Annotated in this window: 13 protein-coding genes and 1 tRNA gene; 9 read left to right on the top strand and 5 right to left on the bottom strand. The window is 72.9% G+C overall.

Going from position 1 to position 22,230, the window contains the following annotated elements:
- Nucleotides 1-138: 138 nt before the first annotated feature.
- Nucleotides 139-747, bottom strand: coding sequence for a GNAT family N-acetyltransferase (locus OHT61_RS11150; protein WP_329037377.1), 609 nt, complete (start codon nt 745-747; stop codon nt 139-141).
- A 383-nt stretch (nt 748-1,130) separates the two neighbouring features.
- On the bottom strand, nt 1,131-2,402 hold the full coding sequence (locus tag OHT61_RS11145) for a phosphoribosyltransferase family protein (RefSeq protein WP_329037376.1): 1,272 nt from the start codon (nt 2,400-2,402) through the stop codon (nt 1,131-1,133).
- 995 nt (nt 2,403-3,397) lie between these two features.
- Here OHT61_RS11145 and OHT61_RS11140 point away from each other — a divergent pair.
- Entirely contained in the window at nt 3,398-7,462 is a 4,065-nt protein-coding gene (locus OHT61_RS11140) for a carboxypeptidase regulatory-like domain-containing protein (protein WP_443049609.1), read from the top strand.
- Between the two features lie 179 nt (nt 7,463-7,641).
- Here OHT61_RS11140 and OHT61_RS11135 read toward each other — a convergent pair.
- A tRNA-Arg gene (locus OHT61_RS11135) sits at nt 7,642-7,714 on the bottom strand.
- A 317-nt stretch (nt 7,715-8,031) separates the two neighbouring features.
- Here OHT61_RS11135 and OHT61_RS11130 point away from each other — a divergent pair.
- From OHT61_RS11130 to OHT61_RS11095, 8 genes are all read left to right on the top strand, one after another.
- Nucleotides 8,032-9,675: a dynamin family protein gene (locus OHT61_RS11130; protein WP_329037372.1), complete on the top strand. Its 1,644-nt coding sequence runs from the start codon at nt 8,032-8,034 to the stop codon at nt 9,673-9,675.
- The gene (locus tag OHT61_RS11125) at nt 9,672-11,747 is read left to right on the top strand and encodes a GTPase (protein ID WP_329037371.1); all 2,076 of its coding nucleotides are present in this window, start codon (nt 9,672-9,674) and stop codon (nt 11,745-11,747) included. The genes OHT61_RS11130 and OHT61_RS11125 overlap by 4 nt, the downstream gene beginning before the upstream one ends.
- Nucleotides 11,748-11,991: 244 nt before the next feature.
- Complete coding sequence (locus OHT61_RS11120; RefSeq protein WP_329037370.1) at nt 11,992-12,417, top strand: single-stranded DNA-binding protein; 426 nt, start codon at nt 11,992-11,994, stop codon at nt 12,415-12,417.
- Nucleotides 12,418-12,604: 187 nt separating this feature from the next.
- Nucleotides 12,605-14,080 (top strand): Cys-Gln thioester bond-forming surface protein, encoded by a 1,476-nt coding sequence (locus OHT61_RS11115; protein WP_329037367.1) that lies wholly within the window; start codon nt 12,605-12,607, stop codon nt 14,078-14,080.
- A 196-nt stretch (nt 14,081-14,276) separates the two neighbouring features.
- Nucleotides 14,277-15,941, top strand: coding sequence for an energy-dependent translational throttle protein EttA (ettA, locus tag OHT61_RS11110; protein WP_329037366.1), 1,665 nt, complete (start codon nt 14,277-14,279; stop codon nt 15,939-15,941).
- Nucleotides 15,942-15,946: 5 nt separating this feature from the next.
- Nucleotides 15,947-16,369 carry an acyl-CoA thioesterase gene (locus tag OHT61_RS11105; RefSeq protein ID WP_329037363.1) on the top strand — a complete coding sequence of 141 codons (423 nt, stop codon included), beginning with the start codon at nt 15,947-15,949 and terminating at the stop codon, nt 16,367-16,369.
- Complete coding sequence (locus OHT61_RS11100; protein WP_329037362.1) at nt 16,366-17,064, top strand: hypothetical protein; 699 nt, start codon at nt 16,366-16,368, stop codon at nt 17,062-17,064. The genes OHT61_RS11105 and OHT61_RS11100 overlap by 4 nt, the downstream gene beginning before the upstream one ends.
- 155 nt (nt 17,065-17,219) lie before the next feature.
- Nucleotides 17,220-18,038: a hypothetical protein gene (locus OHT61_RS11095; protein WP_329037358.1), complete on the top strand. Its 819-nt coding sequence runs from the start codon at nt 17,220-17,222 to the stop codon at nt 18,036-18,038.
- A gap of 466 nt (nt 18,039-18,504) precedes the next feature.
- Here OHT61_RS11095 and OHT61_RS11090 read toward each other — a convergent pair whose 3' ends face one another.
- Nucleotides 18,505-19,461: an ATP-binding cassette domain-containing protein gene (locus OHT61_RS11090; protein ID WP_329037356.1), complete on the bottom strand. Its 957-nt coding sequence runs from the start codon at nt 19,459-19,461 to the stop codon at nt 18,505-18,507.
- The gene (locus tag OHT61_RS11085; RefSeq protein ID WP_329037354.1) at nt 19,458-22,229 is read right to left on the bottom strand and encodes an ABC transporter permease; all 2,772 of its coding nucleotides are present in this window, start codon (nt 22,227-22,229) and stop codon (nt 19,458-19,460) included. The genes OHT61_RS11090 and OHT61_RS11085 overlap by 4 nt, the downstream gene beginning before the upstream one ends.
- Nucleotide 22,230 lies beyond the last annotated feature (1 nt).

The raw sequence follows: 22,230 nt of genomic DNA, 5'->3' as shown, positions 1-22,230 counted from the left end.
CGGGCCACTATCTTCCCGCTCTTTGAATCGATTCATGTCACGGTTGCGCATCGCTCCACTCACCCGCACGCCGCCGCGCCCCCGGAGGGTGCGGCGGCGGCCGGCCGGGGGCGCGGCGGCACCACGTGCGTCCGGCCCTCACCGGTGCGCGAACCCGTCGGCCCCCGGGTGCCCGGGCCCGAGCAGGACCGTGAGCCCCGCCCTTCCCGGTACGGTCGCCGGGACCCGGCGCCAGCCCGCCCGCCGGTAGAAGCGAAGCGTCGCCTCCGCGTGCACGGAGGTCAGCAGCCAGCACCGTCCGTCCGGCGCGGCGGCCGTCACGGCCGTCAGCAGGGCTGCGCCCAGACCGGCGCCGCGTGCGGCCGGGGAGACCGCCAGTTCGTCGACCTCCAGCGCCCCGCACAGCAAGGCCGAGACGCGCTCCGGGCCCAGTGCCCGGCCGACATCGCCGTAACTGCGGTCGGTGGGGAACACCCCGGGCGTGGTCCACGCGGTGGCGAAGCCGCCCACCTCGTCGCCGGAGCCCGGGCCTTCCGTTCCGCGAGGTGGCGTGCCCGGGGCGGGATCCAGGGCCAGTGCCGCGGTGAAACCGGGACGCAGGGCGTCCGTCATGAGCCGCTCGACGTACGGTCCGGCCGCCGCGGGGTCCTCGTTCCACGGCGGCGCCGAGAACACCTCGGCGTACACCCGCCGGATCCCGTCGGCGTACGCGGGAAGGAGCCCGCCCGTCATCAACCGGACCCGCATGCCGCCCCCTCCGCTCCGGACCCGGTCCTGAGCTCCGGAACCGCTGCGGAAAGAATAGGACGCGGCACCCGCGCCGCGGCCGGAGCGATCCGGCGCGACCCGGTGGTGTCGGCGTGTGGCGAGGGTGCGCACGGCGGCGGGCACGGTGGCGTCGGCGTGTGGCGAGGGTGCGCGCGGCGGCGGGCACGGTGGTGCGCCCGGCCGACCGGTGCCGCCGCGCTCAGCGACGGGGCCGGGCGACGGGCCGTCAAGTCGTGCCGGGGGAAGGGCTTTCGCGGTCTGCGCCGCCTTGCCGCGCCGTCCGCCCAGCCCTCCTCCGGGGGAGGGGTGCCGCACCCGGGAGCGCGGCCGCCGTCGGCCCCGGCCCGACCCGGGGGCCCGGCTCAGCCCGGCGGCAGGAGGTGGGCGGTGAACCAGTTCCGCGCGAGGTCGGCGACGAGGTCCAGGGCTCCCGGCTCCTCGAAGAGGTGGGTGGCGCCCGGAACGATCTCCAGCCGGTTCTCGCAGAACAGCGCCGCCCGGGCCTGCCGGTTCAGGTCGATCACCGTGGTGTCCTCGCCCCCGACGATGAGCAGCGTCGGCGCACGCACCCCGGAGAGGTCCACGCCTGCCAGGTCCGGCCGGCCGCCGCGCGAGACCACCGCACCGATCCCCGAGTCCGGGGCGGCCGCGGCCCGCAGTGCCGCCGCCGCCCCGGTGCTGGCGCCGAACGAGCCGACCGGCAGGGCCACCCGGTTCCGCAGCCAGCGGGTGGTGTCCGACAACCGTGCGGACAGCAGGCCGATGTCGAAGACGTTGGCCCGGTAGACCTCCTCGCCCGGGGTGAGCAGGTCGAAGAGAAGCGTGCCCAGACCGGCGCGGTTCAGAGCCGTCGCCACGGCGCGGTTGCGCGGGCTGAGACGGCTGCTGCCGGAACCGTGGGCGAACACCACGACGGCCCCGGCGCCCGAGGGGAGCACCAGGTCGCCCGTCAGCGGAACCCCGCCCGCGTCCACCTCGACGCTCTCGGCCGTCACACCGTCCGCGGGCGCGCGGGACAGCAGGGCGACGACCTCCTCGTCGGAGGTCTGCGAGAAGTCCCCGTACCACTCGCCCACCGCGGAGAAGAGGGCCGGCGTGGACAGGCACACGATCTCGTCCACGTCCCCACCGAGGCGCGCGGCCACGTCCGAGGACGCCACGGGCACGGCCAGCGCGACGTACGCGGCCCCCTGCGCCCGGACGACCTGGCAGGCCGCCCTCGCGGTGGCGCCGGTGGCGACGCCGTCGTCCACCACGACCACCGCGCGGCCCCGCAAGGGGATGCGCGTCCTGCCCGCCCGGTACGCACCCGCCCGCCGCAGCAGCTCAGTCTCCTCGGCGCGTTCGACGGACGAGACCTCCGCCTCCCGCACACCGGCGTGCCGCACGATCTCGTCGCTGATGACCCGCACCCCGCCCTCGCCGATCGCGCCGAAGCCCAGCTCCGGGTGGTGCGGCACGCCGAGCTTGCGGACCACGATCACGTCGAGCGGCGCATCCAGGATCCGGGCCACCTCGTACGCCACGGGGACGCCGCCGCGTGGCAGCCCCAGTACGACGGGGTCGCGCCGCTCCAGGTGCCGCAGGGCCTCGCCCAGTCGTCGCCCGGCGTCCGTGCGGTCGGTGAACAGCACGGTGGTTCACCTCCAACGGAAACGGTGGTGCACCCCCGAGGGGAGAGAGGAGACGGCAGCGCGCGCACATCCCCTCTTCGAAACAAACCCATGCGTGCGGGTTCGGCAAGTCGGGGGGAGGCCGCTTTCGGCGGTAGAGACGCCCCCGGGGTCCGACGGCCCGGGGTCCGGCTGTTCCGGCGGGACGGCGTCATGCGGCCCCAAGGCCCGGCGGGGTGCGGAGGGCGCCACGGGAGCAGTGCGTTCCGGTCTCGCCCATACCCTTCTCCTCCCTCTGCACCGCCCGCCGCGAGGGGTGCGCGGTGCTCTGCCCCGCACCGCAGCGTCCGGGCCCGGAAAAGATTCGTGCACGGGCCGGAATCCTGTTTCCTTGACAGAGGAAATAAAGTCGGCCACTTCGCCCCGCCGCGCATGTCCGACATGGCCTCCCGGAGGGGTGGCGGGGCCGAGGTGGCCGGTGGGCGGGTGCCTCCCTCGGGCCCGGGCCGATCGGCGCAGGTCGCCGGTCGGTGGAGGTGGGGCGTGATGCGCGGGGTGGAGTCCGGTGGTCCGGGAGGCCGGACGTGCAACCCGGACATCTACGCGCGCAGCCGGGCGGCGGTCGCCCGCCCCGTCGATTCCCGGGATAGGCCGGATTCACGTGGCGGACAAGTGGCGACTTAGGGCGCGATAGAGCCCCTCCGGTGCGCTCACGCCGTTCTCACAGCTTTTCCACAACCTTCGTACGTTTACTGACTCGACGTCATGAACCAGTAACGCAACGTGTATTGACCTTGATCGCACGTGCCTCACTAATTGGCTCCCGGCGAATACGACCATTCGCTGTCGGCCGGGAAATCACGGGCCGACACCTGCTCGCAGCATGGAGTCATGCCTTGCGCAAAGCAGCAAGATCGAAAAGATCGAACGGGTCCGGCAGATCAGAGACGGCGAAACGCCGCGGACAGGCGCGGCAGAGAATCGGCGGTGGGCTCGCGGCACTGAGCGCGGCCGCCATAGGCGTCCTGGGTCTGCAGGTTCCGGCCGCCGGCTCCGCCGGTGCGGCGCCCGCCGTCGACGCCCGCGTGACGTACGAGGCGAGTTGCGGCGTGGCGAAGCCGGGTGACGCCACCTGCTATTCGCTGCGCCGCACGGACGTCAAGGAGACCAAGGGGCTGAGGCCGGCCTCGGACGCTCCCGCCGGTTTCGGAGCGACGGACCTGCGCAGTGCCTACAACCTTCCGGACAACGGCGGGGCGGGCCAGACCATCGCCGTCGTCGACGCGTTCGACAGCCCGACCGCGGAGAGCGACCTCGCGGTGTACCGCGAGCAGTTCGGCCTGCCGGAGTGCACCACGGCGAACGGCTGCTTCACCAAGGTGGACCAGCGCGGCGGCACGAACTACCCCGCCCCTGACCCGGGTTGGGCGGGCGAGATCTCGCTCGACCTCGACATGGTGTCGGCAGCGGCTCCCAACGCGCACATCCTGCTCGTCGAGGCCGACGACGCGAGCTTCGAGAGCCTCGGCGCCGCGGTCAACCAGGCGGTCGCGCTCGGCGCCAAGTTCGTGTCCAACTCCTACGGCACCGACTACCGCGGTGGCGGCGGCGAGGACCCGGCCGAGACGACCGAGTACGACGCCTACTACAACCACCCGGGTGTGGCCGTCGTCGCCTCGACCGGTGACTACGGCTACGGGGTCAGCTACCCGGCCGCGTCGCAGTACGTCACCGCGGCCGGCGGCACCGCGCTGCACCGCGACACGGGCACGGAGCGCGGCTGGACCGAGAGCGTCTGGGACGGCGCCGGCTCGGGCTGCTCCCTCTACGAGCCGAAGCCCGCGTTCCAGAAGGACACGGGCTGCGCCAACCGCTCCCTGTCCGACGTCTCCGCGGTCTCCGACCCGGCGACCGGTGTATCGGTCTACCAGACGTACGGCGGTGGCGGCTGGGCGGTCTACGGCGGCACGAGCGCCGCGTCGCCGCTGATCGCCGCGACGTACGCGGTCGCCGGCACCCCCGTCGCCGGCACGTACCCGAACGCGTACCCCTACGCCGGAAACGGCGCGGGGCTCAACGACGTGACGGGCGGCAGCAACGGATCCTGCACCCCGAACTACCTGTGCGAAGGCGCCACGGGTTACGACGGCCCGACCGGGCTCGGCACGCCGAACGGCGCGGAGGCGTTCCGCAGCGGTCCGCACGGTGAGGTGTCCGGGAAGGTCACGGACGCCGGCACGGGCAAGGCACTCGCCGGTGCGACCGTCACGGTCGGCGACAACCTCGCGAAGTCGGGCTCGGACGGCTCCTACGAGCTGAACGTCCCGGCGGGCACGTACGACATCGCCGTCGACGCGTACGGCTACAGGACGGCGACGGTCTCCTCGGTCGAGGTCGCCGACGGCGCGGCGCTGACGAAGGACTTCGCGCTCACCGCGGTCCCGAGCCAGACGGTCTCGGGCAAGGTGACGGACGGCAGTGGCCACGGCTGGCCGCTGTACGCGCGGGTCTCCGTCGAGGGCGTCCCGGGTGCCCCGGTCTGGACGGACCCGGCCACGGGTTCCTTCGACCTGTCGCTGCCCGAGAACCACGGCTACACCCTGAACATCGCCTCGGCCACCCGCGGATACAGCGCCGTGAGCGAGAAGATCTCCGTGGACGACGAGCCGGTCACCGCGAACATCGCGGTGAAGGCGAACGCCTTCGGGGACACGGCACCCGGTTACACGGTCAAGGACACGGGCAAGACGGAGCCGTTCGACTCCACCACCACGGCCCCCGACGGCTGGAAGATCGTCAACGCGACCGACTCCGGCTGGCAGTTCGACGACCCGGGCGCGCGGAGCAACACGACCGGCGGCTCCGGGGCCTTCGCCATCGCCGACAGCGACAACGCGGGCTCCGGCTCGACCACGGACACCCAGCTGATCAGCCCCTCGTACAGCTTCGCGGCCGACAGCCACCCGGTGGCGACCTTCGCCACCGACTACCTGGCGTCGGGCGGCCAGGAGGCCGCCGTCGACGCGTCCGACGACGGCGGCGAGACCTGGAAGACCGTCTGGTCCACCGTCTCCTCGACCGACGGCCCCTCGAAGATCACCGTCCCGCTGGACGAGTACGCGGGCTCCCCGGACGTCGTCCTGCGCTTCCACTTCGTCGGATTCTTCGGCTGGTGGTGGAAGATCGACGACGTCTTCATCGGAGAGCGCACCCTGAAGGCGACCCCCGGAGGCCTGCTCGTCGGTGACGTGACGGACGCCAACACCGGCCTGGGTGTGACGGGTGCCGCCGTGACCAGCGACGACAAGCCGAGCGTGACGACCACGACCGTCGCCACGCCGGACGACCCGGAGGTGTCCGAGGGCTTCTACTCGCTCTTCACGCCCGACCTCGGCAAGCACGGCATGACCGCGTCCAAGAGCCGCTACACCAAGCAGTCGAAGACCGTGAGGACGGCGGCCGACGGTGCGGTGTCCACCGGCTTCACCCTCACGGCCGGCCGGCTGAGCGTGACCCCGCAGGCCGTGGACAAGACGGTCGCCTGGGGCGCGCAGGCCACCCAGAAGATCACCGTCAAGAACACCGGCGGTGCGCCCGCCACGCTCAAGATGTCCGAGCAGGCCGGCAAGTACCAGCCCCAGGACCGGAAGCAGGGCGCTCCGCTCCAGAAGATCAAGGGCACGTACCCGACCGGACCGAGCAAGGCACCGGCCGGTTCCGCGGCCAAGGCCGCTCCCGCGGCCGCGCCGTCGGACGGCACGTGGCAGACCGCTCCCAACCTGCCGCAGGCGGCCATGAGCAACATCGCCGCCGTGAACGACGGCACGGTGTACTCGGGATTCGGCTTCGGCGGATCCGGTGTCCTGAGCGACCTCTACGCCCTGAACACGGAGACCGGAGCCTGGTCGAAGAAGGCGTCCGCGACCGACGGCCGTGAGGGCCCCTCGGCCGGATTCATCGACGGCAAGCTCTACGTCGTCGGCGGCTGGCAGTCGACCGGGATCCCCGACCCGAAGCTGGAGGTGTACGACCCCGAGTCGGACAGCTGGACGACCGGAGCCTCCAACCCGCACGCCTTCGCGGGCGCCGGCGCGGCGGTCCTCGACGGCAAGCTGTACGTGATCGGCGGCTGCACCGACGCCTGCGGCAGCAAGAACGGCAGCGTGTACGACCCGGGCAGCGACAGCTGGTCGCAGATCGCGGACTATCCCGAGACCGTGGCCTGGCAGTCCTGCGGCGCCATCGGCGGCAGGCTGTACTGCGCCGGTGGAACCTCGGGCCAGACCACGCTCAAGCACGCCTACTCCTACGACCCGGACACCGACAGCTGGAGCCAGGTCGCGGACATGCCGGTCGCGGCATGGGGCGCCTCGTACGCCGCGGCCAACGGTCAGCTCGTATCCACCGGTGGTGTCAGTGACAACGCGCTGACCAACCAGAGCTTCGCGTTCGACCCGGCCTCCGACGTGTGGACGGCCCTGCCGAACGCGAATGTCGCCACGTACCGCGGCGCCGGCGCCCTCGGCTTCTACAAGGTCGGTGGCGGTGACGCCCCGAACAGGCCCTCCACCCACGCCGAGTACCTCCCGGGCTACGACCAGGACGGCACCGGCGACGTCTCCTGGCTCAGCGAGAGCACCCAGGAACTGACCTTCCAGCCGGGCGCCAGCGCGACGTTCACGGTCTCGCTCGACGCCTCGGCGCCCGAGATCACCCAGCCCGGCACCTACCGCGCGTCGCTGGCGTTCCGCACGGACACGCCGTACGGCGGGTGGAAGCTCCCCGTGTCGCTGACCGTGAACCCGCCGAAGACGTGGGGCAAGATCACGGGCACGATCCTCGGCAAGGCGGCGAACGGGACCACGGCCCCGATCGCGGGTGCGACCGTCGAGATCGACAGCTGGGCGTCCGCCTACACCCTGCGCACGGCTGCCGACGGCACCTACGCGCTGTGGCTGGACACCCGCAACAACCCGCTCACCGTCATCGCGGCCAAGGACGGCTACGCGCCGGCCACGGCCACGGTGAAGCTCGTCAAGGGCGGCACGGTGACCGGTAACTTCACCCTCAGGAAGCAGTAGCGCAACGGCACATGACCAAGGGGCGGGTCACTCCTCCGGGGGCGGCCCGCCCTTCGCGCACAGCGTCCCGGTGCGGCGGGGGCGGTGCTTGCGCGCGCTCTACGGGCCGCCCTGCGGTGTGCCTTCGACCAGCGAAAAGGCCCTCCGGATCGGAGGGCCTCGAAGTGCTGCGGACGGTGTGCCCCCGGCAGGACTCGAACCTGCGGCCAAGCGCTTAGAAGGCGCCTGCTCTATCCACTGAGCTACGGGGGCCGGGTGTCGGCCGGTGTCCCGGAGGGCGTGGGTTCAAGCCATCCGCGACGCTGCCGGGACAAGGATAGGGCTCAGATGACCTCGTCCCGGTTGCTTCACCTGCGTGGCACGATGTGGAGGTTCGGTGAAGCGAACCGATAATCGCAGGTAGGTGCGATTCGTGCACCGCTTTTCGCGCCTCGCGCCCCGGGTGTTGTGCACTCGTTATGCCTGCGCCCCACTCGTCCCCTCTGTCCCCCGGAGCGGATCCGCCGCGCAGAGGGGCCTATACGCTTCAAAAAGCCGTCAAAATTGGGCATTCTTCACATGTGGTAACCATGGATGTACGGCCCCAGCTCATCGACGCACTTTCCGCCCTGCGCGACCGTGTCGCTGCCGTGCGTCTTCCACTCCCGCTGCCCGGAGCCCCGCGCTCCCGGCAGACGCGGACCGAACTGCTCGCCCAGCTCGACGACTACCTCGTACCTCGCCTCAAGGACCCCGACGCGCCGCTGCTCGCGGTGATCGGCGGATCCACCGGCGCCGGCAAGTCCACGCTCGTCAACTCGCTGGTGGGGTGCCGCGTCAGTGAGTCCGGGGTGCTTCGCCCGACCACCAGGACCCCGGTGCTCGTCTGCCACCCGGACGACCACCACTGGTTCGCAGGGGTGCGCGTGCTGCCGCAGCTGACCCGGGTGTGGCTGCCCCCGGGACAGGCCCGGGACCCCGACGGGCTCGACCACCTCGGTGGCGAGGGGGACCACGACGAGTCCGTCCTGCGTGTGGAGACGGCGGCGACCCTGCCGCGCGGGCTGGCCCTCCTGGACGCCCCCGACATCGACTCGCTCGTCGTGCGCAACCGCGTGCTCGCCGCCGAACTCATCTGCGCCGCCGACGTGTGGATCATGGTGACCACCGCGTCCCGGTACGCCGACGCCGTACCGTGGCACCTCCTGCGGACCGCGAAGGAGTACGACGCGTCGCTGGTCACCGTCCTGGACCGGGTGCCGCACCAGGTGATCGGCGAGGTGTCCCGCCAGTACGCCGCCCTGCTCACCCGGGCCGGTCTGGGCGACGTGCCCCGGTTCACGATCCCGGAGCTGCCCGAGTCCGCGGGAGGCGGCAGCGGGCTGCTGCCCACCACCGCCGTGGCACCGCTCAGGGCCTGGCTCACCCACCGGGCGCAGGACCCGGCGGCCCGTCAGCAGGCCGTGGGGCGCACGGCGTCCGGCGTCATCGACTCGCTGAACGTACGGATGCCCGAACTCGCCGCCGCGGTCGCCGCCCAGTACGCCGCGGCCGTCCGGCTGACGGGCGTGGTCGAGGAGGCGTACGGGAAGGAGCTGTCGCGCGTCGGGCGGCGGCTCAAGGACGGCGCCGTGCTCGCGGGCGGCGCCCGCACCCGCTGGCGCGGCTACCCGCTCTACAGCACGGCGGGAGAGCTGCTGGACGCCCTCGTGGAGAGCCTCACGGCCCTGCTCCAGTGCGCGGTGGCCGCCGCGGACGAACAGATCCGTACGACCTGGCGCCGCGAACCCGCCGCCGGGATCTTCCGGTTCGAGGACGCGGGGCGGGAGGCCGGCGGCTGGGGTCCCGCCGAGGACATCCAGGGCCGGGTCGGCATGGCCGTACGGCGCTGGCGGCGGGTCCTGGAGGAGCTGGCCGAGGAGGAGGCGCGGCTGCTCGAACGCAACGCGGCTCCGGACGCGGAGACGGTGGCGGCACTGCTCGCCGCGGCCCTGCTCGGTGGACGCAGGGCCAGGGGCGCCGGCGAGCAGCTCGCCGAGCGGATCGGCGCCCAGGGCGCGCTGCGCCTGCGCGACAAGGGCGGGGCACTGCTCACCACCTGCCTCGGGCAGGTCCTGCACGGCGAACGCGACCGGCGGCTCGCGCCGCTCGACGCCCTCGAAGTGGCCCCCGAGCCGCAGGCCGAGCTCATCGCCGCGCTGTCCGTACTGCAGAAGGAGAGGAAGCAGCGATGACTGCCGTCACCGACCAGGGCCGCGACCACGGACCCGGACAGGGACAGGGGGAGGGACCGGGGCCGGGCAGCGGGAGGGCCGGTGCCCCCGAAGCCCCCGGCGTCCTCCTGAAGACCCAGCCGGCCGGGACGGGCGATACCCCCGAGGCGTCCGACCGGCCCGCGGGGTCCGGCGGGGGTGACGAGCGGCGCTGGGACGACGGGCTCATCGCGCGCCGCGCCGCCGAGGCGTCGAAGGAGCGGGCCGAGGGGGAGCACACGGAACCGGACGAGGCCGGGCCCCAGGTCGAGGCCTACGGACTGCCGAGCGGCCCCCTGCGGCCCCGGCTCGACGCCCTGCGCGAACTGGTCGGGCTCTCCCGCGCCCGGCTGGACGGGGACTCCCTCGCCGAGGCGGGGCGCGTGCTCGACGAGGCGTCGGCCCGCCAGCGGCTCTCCTCCAGGCACACCGTGGTCGCCGTCGCCGGGGCCACCGGCAGCGGGAAGTCCACCCTCTTCAACGCCCTCGCCGGCGTCCAGATCTCCGAAACCGGGCTGCGCAGGCCCACCACGTCCGCGCCGATCGCCTGCAGCTGGACCGACGGCGCCGCCGGACTGCTCGACCGGCTGGCCATCCCCGGCCGGCTGCGGCGCAGGCCCGTCCAGGGCAGCACACCGGCAGACGAGGCGCTCCAGGGGCTCGTCCTGGTGGACCTGCCCGACCACGACTCGGCGGCGACCGGGCACCGGGCCCAGGTCGACCGGGTGCTGGCCCTGGTCGACGCGGTGATCTGGGTCGTCGACCCGGAGAAGTACGCCGACGCCGCCCTCCACGAGCGCTACCTCCGGCCGCTCGCCGGGCACGCGGAGGTCTCCTTCGTCGTCCTCAACCAGATCGACCGGCTCCCCGGCGACGCGGCGGACCTCGTCCTCGACGACCTGCGCAGGCTGCTGGACGAGGACGGTATGGCGGTGGGGGAGCACGGCGAGCCGGGCGCCACCGTCATGTCCCTGTCCGCCCTGACCGGCGCCGGGGTGGCCGACCTGCGCGAACTCCTCGGCAGGTTCGTCCAGGAGCGCACGGCGGCGGCGCGCAGGCTCTCCGCGGACGTCGACGCGGCGGCGGCCCGGCTCCGTCCGGTGTACGTCGCGGAGGGGCGGCCCGGACTCGGTGAACGGGCCCGCGAACAGTTCACCGACCGGCTCGCCGAAGCCGTCGGTGCGACCGCCGCGGGACAGGCGGCGGAACGCGAGTGGCGCAGGAACGCGGGGCGGGCCTGCGGAACGCCGTGGCTGCGTCTGTGGCGCTGGTACGAGTCCACCCGGCAGCTCGGCGGCCTGGACCTGATGGCCCAGGCCCTGGCACCGCCCGAGGAGGAGCTCACCGCCCGTCAGCGCGTCGAACAGGCGGTGCGGACACTGGCGGACGACGCGGTGGACGGCCTCCCGGCGCCCTGGGCGCAGGCCGTGCGCGAGGCGGCGGTGGGCGGTGCCGAGGGCCTGCCCGAGGCACTGGACGAGCTGGCGCGGAACGCGCAGGCGGCCTCGGCCGGGCGAGGCCGCGGAAGGGGCGGGGACACCGCCTCGGCGGCCGTGGATCCGGGCGGCACGGGCGCGGCGGGGAAGACGGGCGCGGCGGGGAAGCCGGCGGTCCCGGCCGGCCGCGGACCGGGTGCGGTGGTGAGGGCCGTGCCCCTCCCGGGCGGTCTCGGCGCGAGGGTGGCGCGACCGCCGCGCCCCGCGTGGTGGCCGGCCGCGGTGCTCGCACAGGCCTCCATGACCCTGCTCCAGATCTTCGGCGGCCTGTGGCTGCTGGGGCAGATCGTGGGCTTCCTCGAACCGGGGCTGGTCGTCCCGGCTCTGGTGATGCTGGCCGGGGTGATCGGCGGGCCGCTCGTGGAATGGTCGTGCGCGGCCGCCGCGCGCGGCCCCGCACGGCGGTACGGGCAGGAGGCGGAACGGCGCCTGCGCGAAGCCGCCGCGGGCTGCGGGCGGGCCAGGGTGCTCGATCCGGTGGCGGCGGAACTGGCGCGCTACCGCGAGGTGCGCGAGCGGTACGTGACGGTGACGGAGTTCTCCACAACCGGCCGGTAATCCACAGCCCCAGCGGGATTTCCCGTTTCCGCCCAGGATGGTGTGCACGACCTGACGGACGCACCGGACAGGCGTACCGGACATGTGCGCCGGGCATGCGCGTCGGACGTGCCGGACCGGGCGTCTTCGCATCCCATCGGCGCAGGCCGGACGTTGTGCCGGAAAGCCGGACGGAATGCGCTGAGGTGCGCCGGCGCGGCACGGAAATGTGCGGCGCGGCGCGCGACGGAAACGGGGGACGGAAATGAACGAGACCTTGGTGACGCTGGTGGGCAACAGCGCGACTCCGGTGGACTTCCGGGAGACGGAGGCCGGGGCCACGGCCCGGTTCCGGCTGGCGGTGACGCCCAGGCGATGGGACCGCGAACGGCAGAGCTGGGCCGACGGCCGCACCAGCTTCTACACGGTGTGGGCCCGGCGCACGCTCGCCGCGAATCTGTCCGGATCCGTCTCCGTGGGCGAACCGCTCGTCGTGCACGGGCGTCTGAAGGTGAGGGAGGAGGAGCGCGACGGGGTGTGGAAGACGTCCGTGGACGTCGAGGCGGTGGCGGTGGGACACGATCTGACCAGGGGGACGGCCGCTTTCCGGCGGGTGGCCAGAGCCGACCCCGCACTCATTGCGCCTACGCATCGTCAGAAACCGGCCACGGAAATGGCATCGGTGTCCTGAACAACGGGGGCGCGCCGATGAAAGCTGTAACGATTACGAGTCGGAATGCTTATCTGACGGCATGACGGGGGACGCCTCTTCGTTCGATCCTTACGATTCCCCCGTACTCATGCGGCACTTGAGTTTGCTGGCGAGACACCTCCCACACGCGCCTCAAGCGTGAAGGTCTCGCCCGGAGGGGAATTCTGTGTTTTCTGTGTCTTCAGCATCCGCTGCGTCGACGGCGTCGACGGAGGTCTCCCCAGGGGGCCTGAGCAAGGGCCACGGCCGCGGTCTGGTCAGGACGGCCGCGGCGATGCTGGCCACCGGCCTGGTCGTCGCGGGAACGATCGTCGGAGCGACGGCCGCCACGGCCGCGCCGGCGGACGAGACGGGCCAGCATCAGGGTGGTGCGGTCGCCGTGCTGGAGGGTCTGAAGACCTACGGCACCGCCGAGCTCAACACCGGTGAGGGCAAGAAGCCCCAGGAGCTGCCCGCCGGGCTGTTCGAGATGAAGGTCGACGGCGGCGGCACCATCCAGACGTACTGCATCGACTTCCACACGCCCACCAAGGACGGCGCGAAGTACTCGGAGACCCCCTGGGACCAGTCTTCGCTCGGTGCCAACGAGAACGCCGGCAAGGTGCGCTGGATCCTGCAGCACTCCTACCCGCAGGTCAACGACTTCGCGGCCCTCGCCGAGAAGGCCGGCACCGGCCCGCTCGACGAGAAGACCGCCGCCGCCGGTACCCAGGTCGCCATCTGGCGCTTCTCGGACAAGGCCGACGTGACGGCCAAGGACGCGAACGCCGAGAAGCTCGCCGACTGGCTGGAGGAGAACGCCCAGAACGTCGCGGAGCCCAAGGCGTCCGTGGGGCTGTCCCCGGCCGCTGTCTCCGGCAAGGCCGGCGAGAAGCTGGGTCCGATCACCGTCCACACCGACGCCGGCCAGGTCTCGGTGGTACCGCCCGCCGACGCCCCCGCCAGCGGGGTCCAGGTCACCGACAAGGCCGGCAAGCCCGTCACCGAGGCCGGAGACGGCGCCGACCTGTACTTCTCCGTCCCCGAGGACGCCACCGACGGCTCGGCCTCGTTCTCCGTCCAGGCCTCGACCTCCGTGCCGGTGGGCCGCGTCTTCGCCGGGCTGATCAAGAGCCAGACGATGATCCTCGCCGGTTCCAGCGAGTCCACCGTCTCCGCGACGGCGAGCGCCACCTGGGCCGAGAAGGGCGCCGTCCCGGCCGTGACCGCGGAGAAGAACTGCGCCAAGGGCGGCGTGGACATCACCGCGGCCAACAACGGCGACGAGCCGTTCACCTTCACCCTGGCCGGTGCCGAGCACACCATCCCCGCCGGTGAGACCCGCACGGTGACGGTCCCGGTCGGCGAGGACCAGGCGTACGACTTCACGATCACCGGCCCCGGCGGCTTCAGCAAGAACTTCAAGGGCGTCCTGGACTGCAAGACGGCCGGCACCCCCGCACCGGGTGACGACACCGAGACGCAGAGTGGCTCCGAGCCCTCGCCCGTCGCGAGCACCCCGAATCCCGAGGGCGACCTCGCGGAGACCGGCGGTTCCAGCGCCACCCCCGTCATCGCGGGTGTCGCGATCGCCCTCGTCGTCCTCGGCGGCGGCGCGGTCTTCTTCCTCCGCAGGAAGAAGACGCAGACCAGCGGTGAGTGACGCATAGCGGTACGGCGCCCGAGGGCGCCGAAGGAGGGCCCGGTACGGACATCCGTACCGGGCCCTCCGGTGTTCCGGCGGCCCGGCAGCGGGCGCCGGGCGGGTACCGGGGACCGGACGGGTTTCCGTCCGGGTGCGGACGTCAGGCAAGATGGGTGTATCTGCCCACACCTCTATTGCTGCCGGACGGTTTCTCTTGGCTGAGTTCATCTACACCATGCGCAAGACGCGCAAGGCGCACGGCGACAAGGTGATTCTCGACGACGTCACCCTGAACTTCCTGCCCGGCGCGAAGATCGGTGTCGTGGGGCCCAACGGCGCCGGTAAGTCAACGGTGCTGAAGATCATGGCGGGCCTGGAGCAGCCGTCCAACGGTGACGCGTTCATCACCCCCGGCTTCAGCGTCGGCATCCTCATGCAGGAGCCGAAGCTCGACGAGTCGAAGACCGTCCTGGAGAACGTCCAGGACGGCGCCGCCGAGATCATGGGCAAGCTCAAGCGCTTCAACGAGGTCGCCGAGCTCATGGCGACCGACTACTCCGACGCGCTCATGGACGAGATGGGCAAGCTCCAGGAGGACCTGGACCACGCCAACGCGTGGGACCTGGACGCGCAGCTGGAGCAGGCCATGGACGCCCTGGGCTGCCCGCCCGGCGACTGGCCCGTCAACAACCTCTCCGGTGGCGAGAAGCGCCGTGTGGCGCTCTGCAAGCTGCTCATCGAGGCCCCGGACCTGCTCCTCCTCGACGAGCCCACCAACCACCTCGACGCCGAGTCGGTGAACTGGCTGGAGCAGCACCTCTCGAAGTACGCGGGCGCCGTCGTCGCCGTGACGCACGACCGGTACTTCCTGAACAACGTCGCCGAGTGGATCCTCGAGCTCGACCGGGGCCGCGCCCTGCCCTACGAGGGCAACTACTCCACGTACCTCGACAAGAAGGCCACCCGCCTCAAGGTCGAGGGCCGCAAGGACGAGAAGCGCGCCAAGCGGCTCAAGGAGGAGCTGGAGTGGGTCCGCTCCAACGCCAAGGGCCGCCAGACCAAGTCCAAGGCACGTCTCGCCCGTTACGAGGAGATGGCGGCCGAGGCGGACAAGATGCGGAAGCTGGACTTCGAGGAGATCCAGATCCCGCCGGGCCCGCGGCTCGGTTCCATCGTCGTCGAGGTCGAGAACCTCTCGAAGGCCTTCGGTGACAAGGTCCTCATCGACGACCTGTCGTTCACGCTCCCGCGCAACGGCATCGTCGGCATCATCGGTCCGAACGGCGCGGGCAAGACCACGCTGTTCAAGATGATCCAGGGCCTGGAGACGCCGGACTCCGGCGCCATCAAGGTCGGCGACACGGTCAAGATCTCCTACGTCGACCAGTCCCGCGCCAACATCGACCCCAAGAAGACCCTCTGGGCCGTCGTGTCGGACGAGCTGGACTACATCAACGTCGGCCAGGTCGAGATGCCCTCGCGGGCGTACGTCTCGGCGTTCGGCTTCAAGGGCCCGGACCAGCAGAAGCCGGCCGGTGTCCTCTCCGGTGGTGAGCGCAACCGCCTGAACCTGGCGCTGACGCTCAAGGAGGGCGGCAACCTGCTGCTCCTCGACGAGCCCACCAACGACCTCGACGTGGAGACCCTGTCCTCGCTCGAGAACGCGCTGCTGGAGTTCCCCGGTGCGGCGGTGGTCATCTCCCACGACCGCTGGTTCCTGGACCGCGTCGCCACGCACATCCTGGCGTACGAGGGCGACTCCAAGTGGTACTGGTTCGAGGGCAACTTCGAGTCGTACGAGAAGAACAAGATCGAGCGCCTCGGTGCGGACGCGGCCCGCCCGCACCGTGCCACGTACAAGAAGCTCACGCGAGGCTGATCGACTTGGCCCGTCACATCTACAGCTGCCCGCTGCGCTGGTCGGACATGGACGCCTTCGGCCACGTGAACAACGTGGTCTTCCTCCGCTACCTGGAGGAGGCGCGCATCGACTTCATGTTCCGGCTGGCGCCGGGGGACGGTTCGCCGTCCTTCTCGGGCGGCTCCGTCGTGGCCCGGCACGAGATCGACTACGTGCGGCCGCTGGTCCACCGGCACGCGCCGGTGACCGTCGAGTCGTGGGTCACGAAGATAACCGCGGCGTCGCTCACCATCGCCTACGAGGTGAAGGACCCCGAGCAGGTCTACGTACGGGCGTCGACGGTCGTCGTCCCCTACAACCTGGCGGAGGAGCGGCCGAGGCGGATCACGGCCGAGGAGAAGCACTTCCTGCAGGAGTACCTCGACCAGGAGCCCGCCGTCGTATGACAGTGCCTGTACGGTCGCTGCGGTTCGCCGACGCGAGGGAGGCGGCGGACCTCGCCGCCTTCCTCGGCCGGCTCCTGCACTACGACCGGGCCGCCGCCGTCCGCCTCCAGGCGGGCGGCGGCGCGCTCGCGGTCTTCGGCCGGCCCCCCTCGTTCGAGGTCCTCGCGATCCGCACGGTCCGGCTGGCCGGGACGCACGACTTCGACGTCACCGTGTCGGCCGGGGAACTCCTCGAGGCGCTGGACACGGGCGGCGCGGACGAGGACGCGGCCGGAGTCGGCGCCCTGCCGGCGCCCGTGACCGGGCCTCCCTGGACCGGGGTCCTGCCGCCCCGAGGCGGCTGGCAGGAGCGCACCGGGCTCCCCGGGCCGGTCGACCTGCGCACCGCGCTCGCGGACGCCGTGGCCGAGTTCCGGTCCCGGGACGCCGCGCTTCCGGAGGACCGGCGCACCAGGACGGAACGCGACCTGATCGGCCGCGACATCTGGTCCCGGACGGTCGGGAGCACGGAACTCCCGCTGCGCGCCGTGCACGCCGCCCAGTCGCTCGGCTTCCTGCGCCCGCAGGAGGGATTCCCCGTCGCGCTGCTCACCACCGGGTCCTGGATGCGGCTGCGCACACCGTACGGTTCGATCGCACTGCGGGGCACGGGCGGCGGTCTCGGGAACCTCGCCGTGACCGTCGGGACGGCCTGAGGCCACCCCGGACGGCCCGTCCCGGGTGAGCACGGACCGGACCCGTCCGAGGGCGGCCCCCCGCCCTCCGAGGTGCCGGCCGCCCGGACCCGGTCCGTCCCGGCCCGGGCGGCGGTGAGGTCCAGGAAGCCGGCGACGGCAGGGACGCCGCGACGGTGGCCGAGCCTCTTGCGGAGGCCGTGGACAGCGCGGCTGCCGCGTGCGGAGTTCACGCCTCCCATACGGGCGACGGCCGCGTGGGCGGTCGTGACGGCGGCGTGGACATCGCCGAGGGCGAGGTGGGCTTCGGCGAGGCGCGCGAGGTAGATGGCGTGTGCGCGGGGGAACTCGTCCCCGTCGTACGCCTCACCCTCCGTGCCGTGGGCCCCGGAGGCGTGCTGGAAGTGCCGGAGGGCCTGGCGCGGGTCGCCCAGGTCGAGCGCGGAACTGCCGAGCAGCTGGTGGGCCGTCCCCAGGTTGAACCAGTACACGCACGGCGGATCGTCGGCGATGGGGCCCGCGTGGGCGTAGACGTCGAGGGTGGCGTCCGCCGACCGGGCGGAGGCGCGGGCGTCGCCGGCACGGGCATGGGCCCGGCAGGCGCGGGCGTGGAGCATGGCGGTCATCCGTGCGGAACCGATCTGCGGTGCCGTGGTCAGGGCCGCTTCCACGAGGTCGGTCGCACCGCGTGGATTGCCCGTCGAGTACTGCTGGATCGCCCAGAAGGCCAGCGTGTTCGCGGCGACGACCGGATCGTCCGCGCTGGCGGCCGCCCGCAGAGCGGTGGCGAAGTAGCGTTCGGACACGGCGATCCGGCCGCTGTCGTAAGCCGTCCAGGCGGCGGAGCGGGCCGCCTCGGCGGCGGCGCCGAACAGGCGGCATCCGACCCGCTCGCCGTAAGAGGAGTTGCGGATGGTGCGTGTGATGAGGGGGAGTTCGGCTCGGACGATGTCGTGGACCGCGCCCGACCCCACCTGGTCGTCGAGGCGGCGTAAGCGGTGCAGGCGGGCTTCGAACAGCTCGGGGACGCGGGCGCCGATGCGGCGGCCTGTCGCAGGGGGCGAGGCACCGGCGGGTGCGGTGCCGGGCCACTGGGTGAGTGTGCTGCCGAGGGTGACGGATGTGGTGATCAGGAACGTCCTGCGGTTCATTGAACCTCCTGCGGTCTCCATTGCGTGCAGGGGTGCCGTGGTGGTCCACGGGTGTGGGGAGAACGGCTGTGGTTCGTCCGGCACCGTGCGTGAGAGCCGAGCCCCGGACGGACGTGCGCGGGGACGGCTCGGGGAGTGATGTTCTCTGGCGCTGCCAGGGCGGGCTGAGCCCGGATGGCGGGCACGTCAGCCGGTCACCCAGCGTGACCTCTTGTTCTTGCGATGCCCCACCCATCCCTGCCTCATGCGCCGGTGACGTTCCGTCACCCGAAAGGTGTGCTCCGTACGTCCCCGGCACGCCCCACCGGCATCATCGGTCCGTTGCGTCCGGCCACACCCCGATGTGGTCCTGCTCCAGTTCGAGCATCACGCGGTGCTCCATCCCCAGCGCCTCGGTGTAGTCCGCCGGGAGTTGCAGCCGGCCCGCCCGGTCGAGCATCGCGTACTCCCGGGCCACCTGGGACTCCTGCCCCGTCGCGGCGTCCACCTCCGTGTGCCGCAGCACCTCGGACGACGTGCGGCCGTCCCGGATCGCGACCGTGCGGCGCACCTCGTTCGCCACGGCCTGGTCGTGGGTGACGATCACGATCGTCGTGCCGAGTTCCTCGTTGGCCCTGCGGAACGCCGCGAACACCTGCTCGCCCGTCGCCGAGTCCAGCTCGCCCGTCGGTTCGTCGGCGAGCAGCACCGAGGGGTCGTTCGCCAGGGCCACCGCGATCGCGACCCGCTGCTGCTGCCCGCCGGACATCTGGGCGGGGCGGCGGTCGCGGCAGTCCGCGACCTCCAGCATCGCCAGCAACGACTCGGCGCGCGCCGCCCGTTCACGGTTCCGGCCGCCCCCGCGCAGCTGCATCGGGAGCGTGATGTTCTGGGCGGCGGTCAGATACGACAGCAGGTTGCGGGAGGTCTGCTGCCAGACGAAGCCGACGACGTCGCGGCGGTAGCGCAGCCGTTCCTTCGGGCCCATCGCCAGGAGGTCGCAGCCCGCCACCTTCGCCGAGCCGGCGGTGGGGACGTCCAGGCCGGCGAGGACGTTCATCAGGGTCGACTTGCCGCTCCCCGAGGCCCCGACCAGCGCCATCAACTCACCCTTGGTGACCAGCAGATCAAGTCCCTGGAGCGCCTGCACCTCCACCCCGTCCGCGGAGAAGATGCGCACCAGCCGGTCGCAGGCGATCAGGGAGTCGTGTCCGTACGACGGCCGGTCACGGCGGGCCGCCGCCCGCTGTTCCAGCTCCGCCAGGGTGGTCTCTGTCGACGATGTCACCGGGTGTCTCCTGCCCTGAGTTCCTTGATCGATCCGCGGCGGCCCGCCCACCACGCCTGGACGCAGGCCACGGCGCCCGCGAGGACGACGACGCCCAGCGCCGGGAGCGCCAGCGAGAGCGGGTCCGCCCGCAGCGAGGCGGCCTGCGCCACTCCCGGACCCCCGCCCGCCAGTGCCAGCGCCGCCAGGTCGACGCCCGGTGCCAGCAGGGCGATGGTCGCCCAGCCGACGAGGAGGCCGCCGGACGCGGCCAGCAGTGCCTGCGGCATCGCCTCGAACGCGAGGAGCCGCCTGCCCTGCCGGGTGGTCAGCCCCATGGTGCGCAGCCGGGCCAGGAGCGTGGTGCGCTCCGGCGCGGTCTGCAGCAGGGAGAGGAGCACGGCGAGGAGCGCGTATCCGGCGCCCGCCGCGACGGCCGCCCCGTAGATCTGCTCGGCGCCCGCCTGCATCGGGGTGTCCACGAACACCCCGCGCTCGACGGCCCGTATCCGTACCGAGTACTCCGGACCCGCCTCGCGCGCCGCCGCCCGCAGCTGGGCCCGGTCGAGGGACGGCCCGGTGACCAGCAGGGTGGTGGGCCGGCTCATGGAGGGCGCCGCCGAGTCGACGATCAGGAACTCGGAGTCGCCGGCCGCCGAGGTCCGCGGGAGTACGGCGGCCACCCGCACGGCGATGTCACCTGCCTGGGACCGGACGGTGTGCGGCCGGTCCCCGAGCCGGCGGGCCAGGGCGGGCGAGGCCACCGCGGGCAGTGCCTCGTCCTTGCCCCGTCCGCCCGCCAGCGCGTCCGCGGGGAAGGCGGGCAGGCCGGTGTCGCGGGCCAGCCGTGCGTAGGAGCCCGGCTCGACACCGATCAGGGTCACGCGTCTCGTGTCGGACCTGACGTCGGCGGACGCGGCCAGCGGGGTCGCGTACTCGATGCGCACGGCCGCGACGCCCTCGGCGCCCTCCACCGCCCGCACCTGCCGGACGACCGCGTCCGGGACCGGGGTCAGCGCTCCCTCGCCGCTGATCCTGGCGTCCGCGCCGACCGCCCGGAGCGCGGCGGCGTCGCGCGCGTCGGCGACCCCGGCGAGGACCGAGCCGCCGAAGGCCGCCGTGGTCAGCGCGACCAGGAGGGCCAGCAGGGGCAGGGTCCCGCTCGACGAGGCACGGCCCGCGCGAGCCAGCGACAGGAAGCCCACCGCTCCGCGCAGCCGGGCCACGGGGCGCGACGCCAGCCGCAGCGGCAGGGGGTACAGGCGTACGAGCACGAGCGCCGCGATCAGGCCCACCAGGACCGGAGCGGCACTGATCAGGAGGTCGGTCCCCGACCCCGCCGACGTGCCCCGGCGGCGCAGCGCGGCGACCGCGCCGGCCGCCAGCACGAGCAGGGTCAGCTCGGCGACCGTACGCCGGCGGGAGGGCCGGGCGGCCACCACGTCCTCGCGCGCACCGTGGAGCAGCGGCCTGCGGTGGTGCAGCGTCGTGCGGAGCGGCAGCACCACGCAGACCAGCGCCGCGACGGTGCCGGCACCCACCGCGGCAGGAAGGAACCGTGCCTCCGGGACGAGCAGCACGGCCAGCAGAAGGCCGAGCGCCGCCGCCGGCAGGACGGCCACGGCGGTCTCGGCGAACAGCCGGGCACCGATGCCCCGCAGGGACCCGCCGCGCGAGCGCAGCAGGGCGAGCTCGTGGTGGCGGCGGGCGCCGATCAGCCCCCCGGTCATCAGCAGGACGACGGCGGCCACCGCACCGATGCCCATGGCGGCCACCGTGACGACGGAGCTGATCGCGGCACGCATGCCCAGGTGGGCCTCCGCGATGGCGTCCAGGTCGGTGGTGAGCGCGGTGTTCGGCCCGGCGATGTCGCGCAGCCTCAGGAGCCCGGGGCCGTTCTCCGACACGGCCACGGAGGTGCCCAGGCGGGACGCGTCGGCCGCGGTGAGGCCGGAGGCGTCCGGGGCGAACCGCCAGTACAGCTCGGGATCGCTCATGGTCGCCAGCAGTGCCGGACCGGCGTCCGGCGCCAGCAGCAGTGTGGCCCGCCAGTAGAAGACCGGCGTCGGGGACCCCGGGTCCCTGACCAGGGACGGGGCGCGGAAGAGCGGATCCACCGCCCAGTAGCCGCTCTCCGGCGCCCGGGGTGTGACGATTCCGGTGATCCGTACGGTGAGCGGTGCGCCGCGCGTGGTGGGCACGGAGATCGTGGAGCCCGGCTTCATCCTCAGCCCCGCCGCGGTCTCCTCGGTGACCGCGGCCTCGACCTCGCGGGACTCCTGGGTCACCTCGCCGCGCACGGCCGGCCAGCGCCCCGACCGCAGGGTGCTGTGCCGGGGGAGCGCGGAGGGCGCCGCGTAGGTGAGTTGGGGCGGCAGCGCGTCGGGGCGCGGCAGCCAGGGCTCCTGCGCCACGACGGGTGTCGTCGTGTGCACCCCGTACGAGGACCGCGGCCTGTCGGCCCGCAGCGGAGCGGGGAACGCCTTCGCCAGCGCCCGGTCCGCTCCGGACAGCGCGTCCTCGCGCATCGCGCCCTCACGGACCGCCGGGGCCTGCCCGAGCGCCGGCGGCGGTGTCGTCACCTCCAGCACGCTCTGCCGGGGCTGGGCCTCCGTGATGTCGTGGCGCAGCGCCTTCGTCTCGTAGGCGTCGACCGCGCGCGGGAACGCGGCGGCGAGGAACGCCGTCAGCAGGACCAGGACCGCGAGCGCGGCGGAGATCCCGGGGGCCGTACGCAGGCGTGTGCGCACCCAGGGGGCGCAGGCGGCCTGAATCTTGCCTGTGTTCATG

Origin of the sequence: Streptomyces sp. NBC_00178 (assembly GCF_036206005.1) — a bacterium.
Classification (GTDB): domain Bacteria; phylum Actinomycetota; class Actinomycetes; order Streptomycetales; family Streptomycetaceae; genus Streptomyces.
The sequence above is the reverse complement of the archived record's forward strand: the minus strand, read 5'-3'. Positions and strand labels throughout refer to the sequence as shown.

Excerpts from the sequence above, each read along its gene's own strand:
- OHT61_RS11100 (WP_329037362.1), top strand. The coding sequence starts at position 16,366 with ATGACAGTGCCTGTACGGTCGCTGCGGTTCGCCGACGCGAGGGAGGCG.
- OHT61_RS11130 (WP_329037372.1), top strand. The coding sequence starts at position 8,032 with ATGGATGTACGGCCCCAGCTCATCGACGCACTTTCCGCCCTGCGCGAC.
- OHT61_RS11125 (WP_329037371.1), top strand. The coding sequence starts at position 9,672 with ATGACTGCCGTCACCGACCAGGGCCGCGACCACGGACCCGGACAGGGA.
- OHT61_RS11085 (WP_329037354.1), bottom strand. The coding sequence starts at position 22,229 with ATGAACACAGGCAAGATTCAGGCCGCCTGCGCCCCCTGGGTGCGCACA.
- OHT61_RS11120 (WP_329037370.1), top strand. The coding sequence starts at position 11,992 with ATGAACGAGACCTTGGTGACGCTGGTGGGCAACAGCGCGACTCCGGTG.
- OHT61_RS11150 (WP_329037377.1), bottom strand. The coding sequence starts at position 747 with ATGCGGGTCCGGTTGATGACGGGCGGGCTCCTTCCCGCGTACGCCGAC.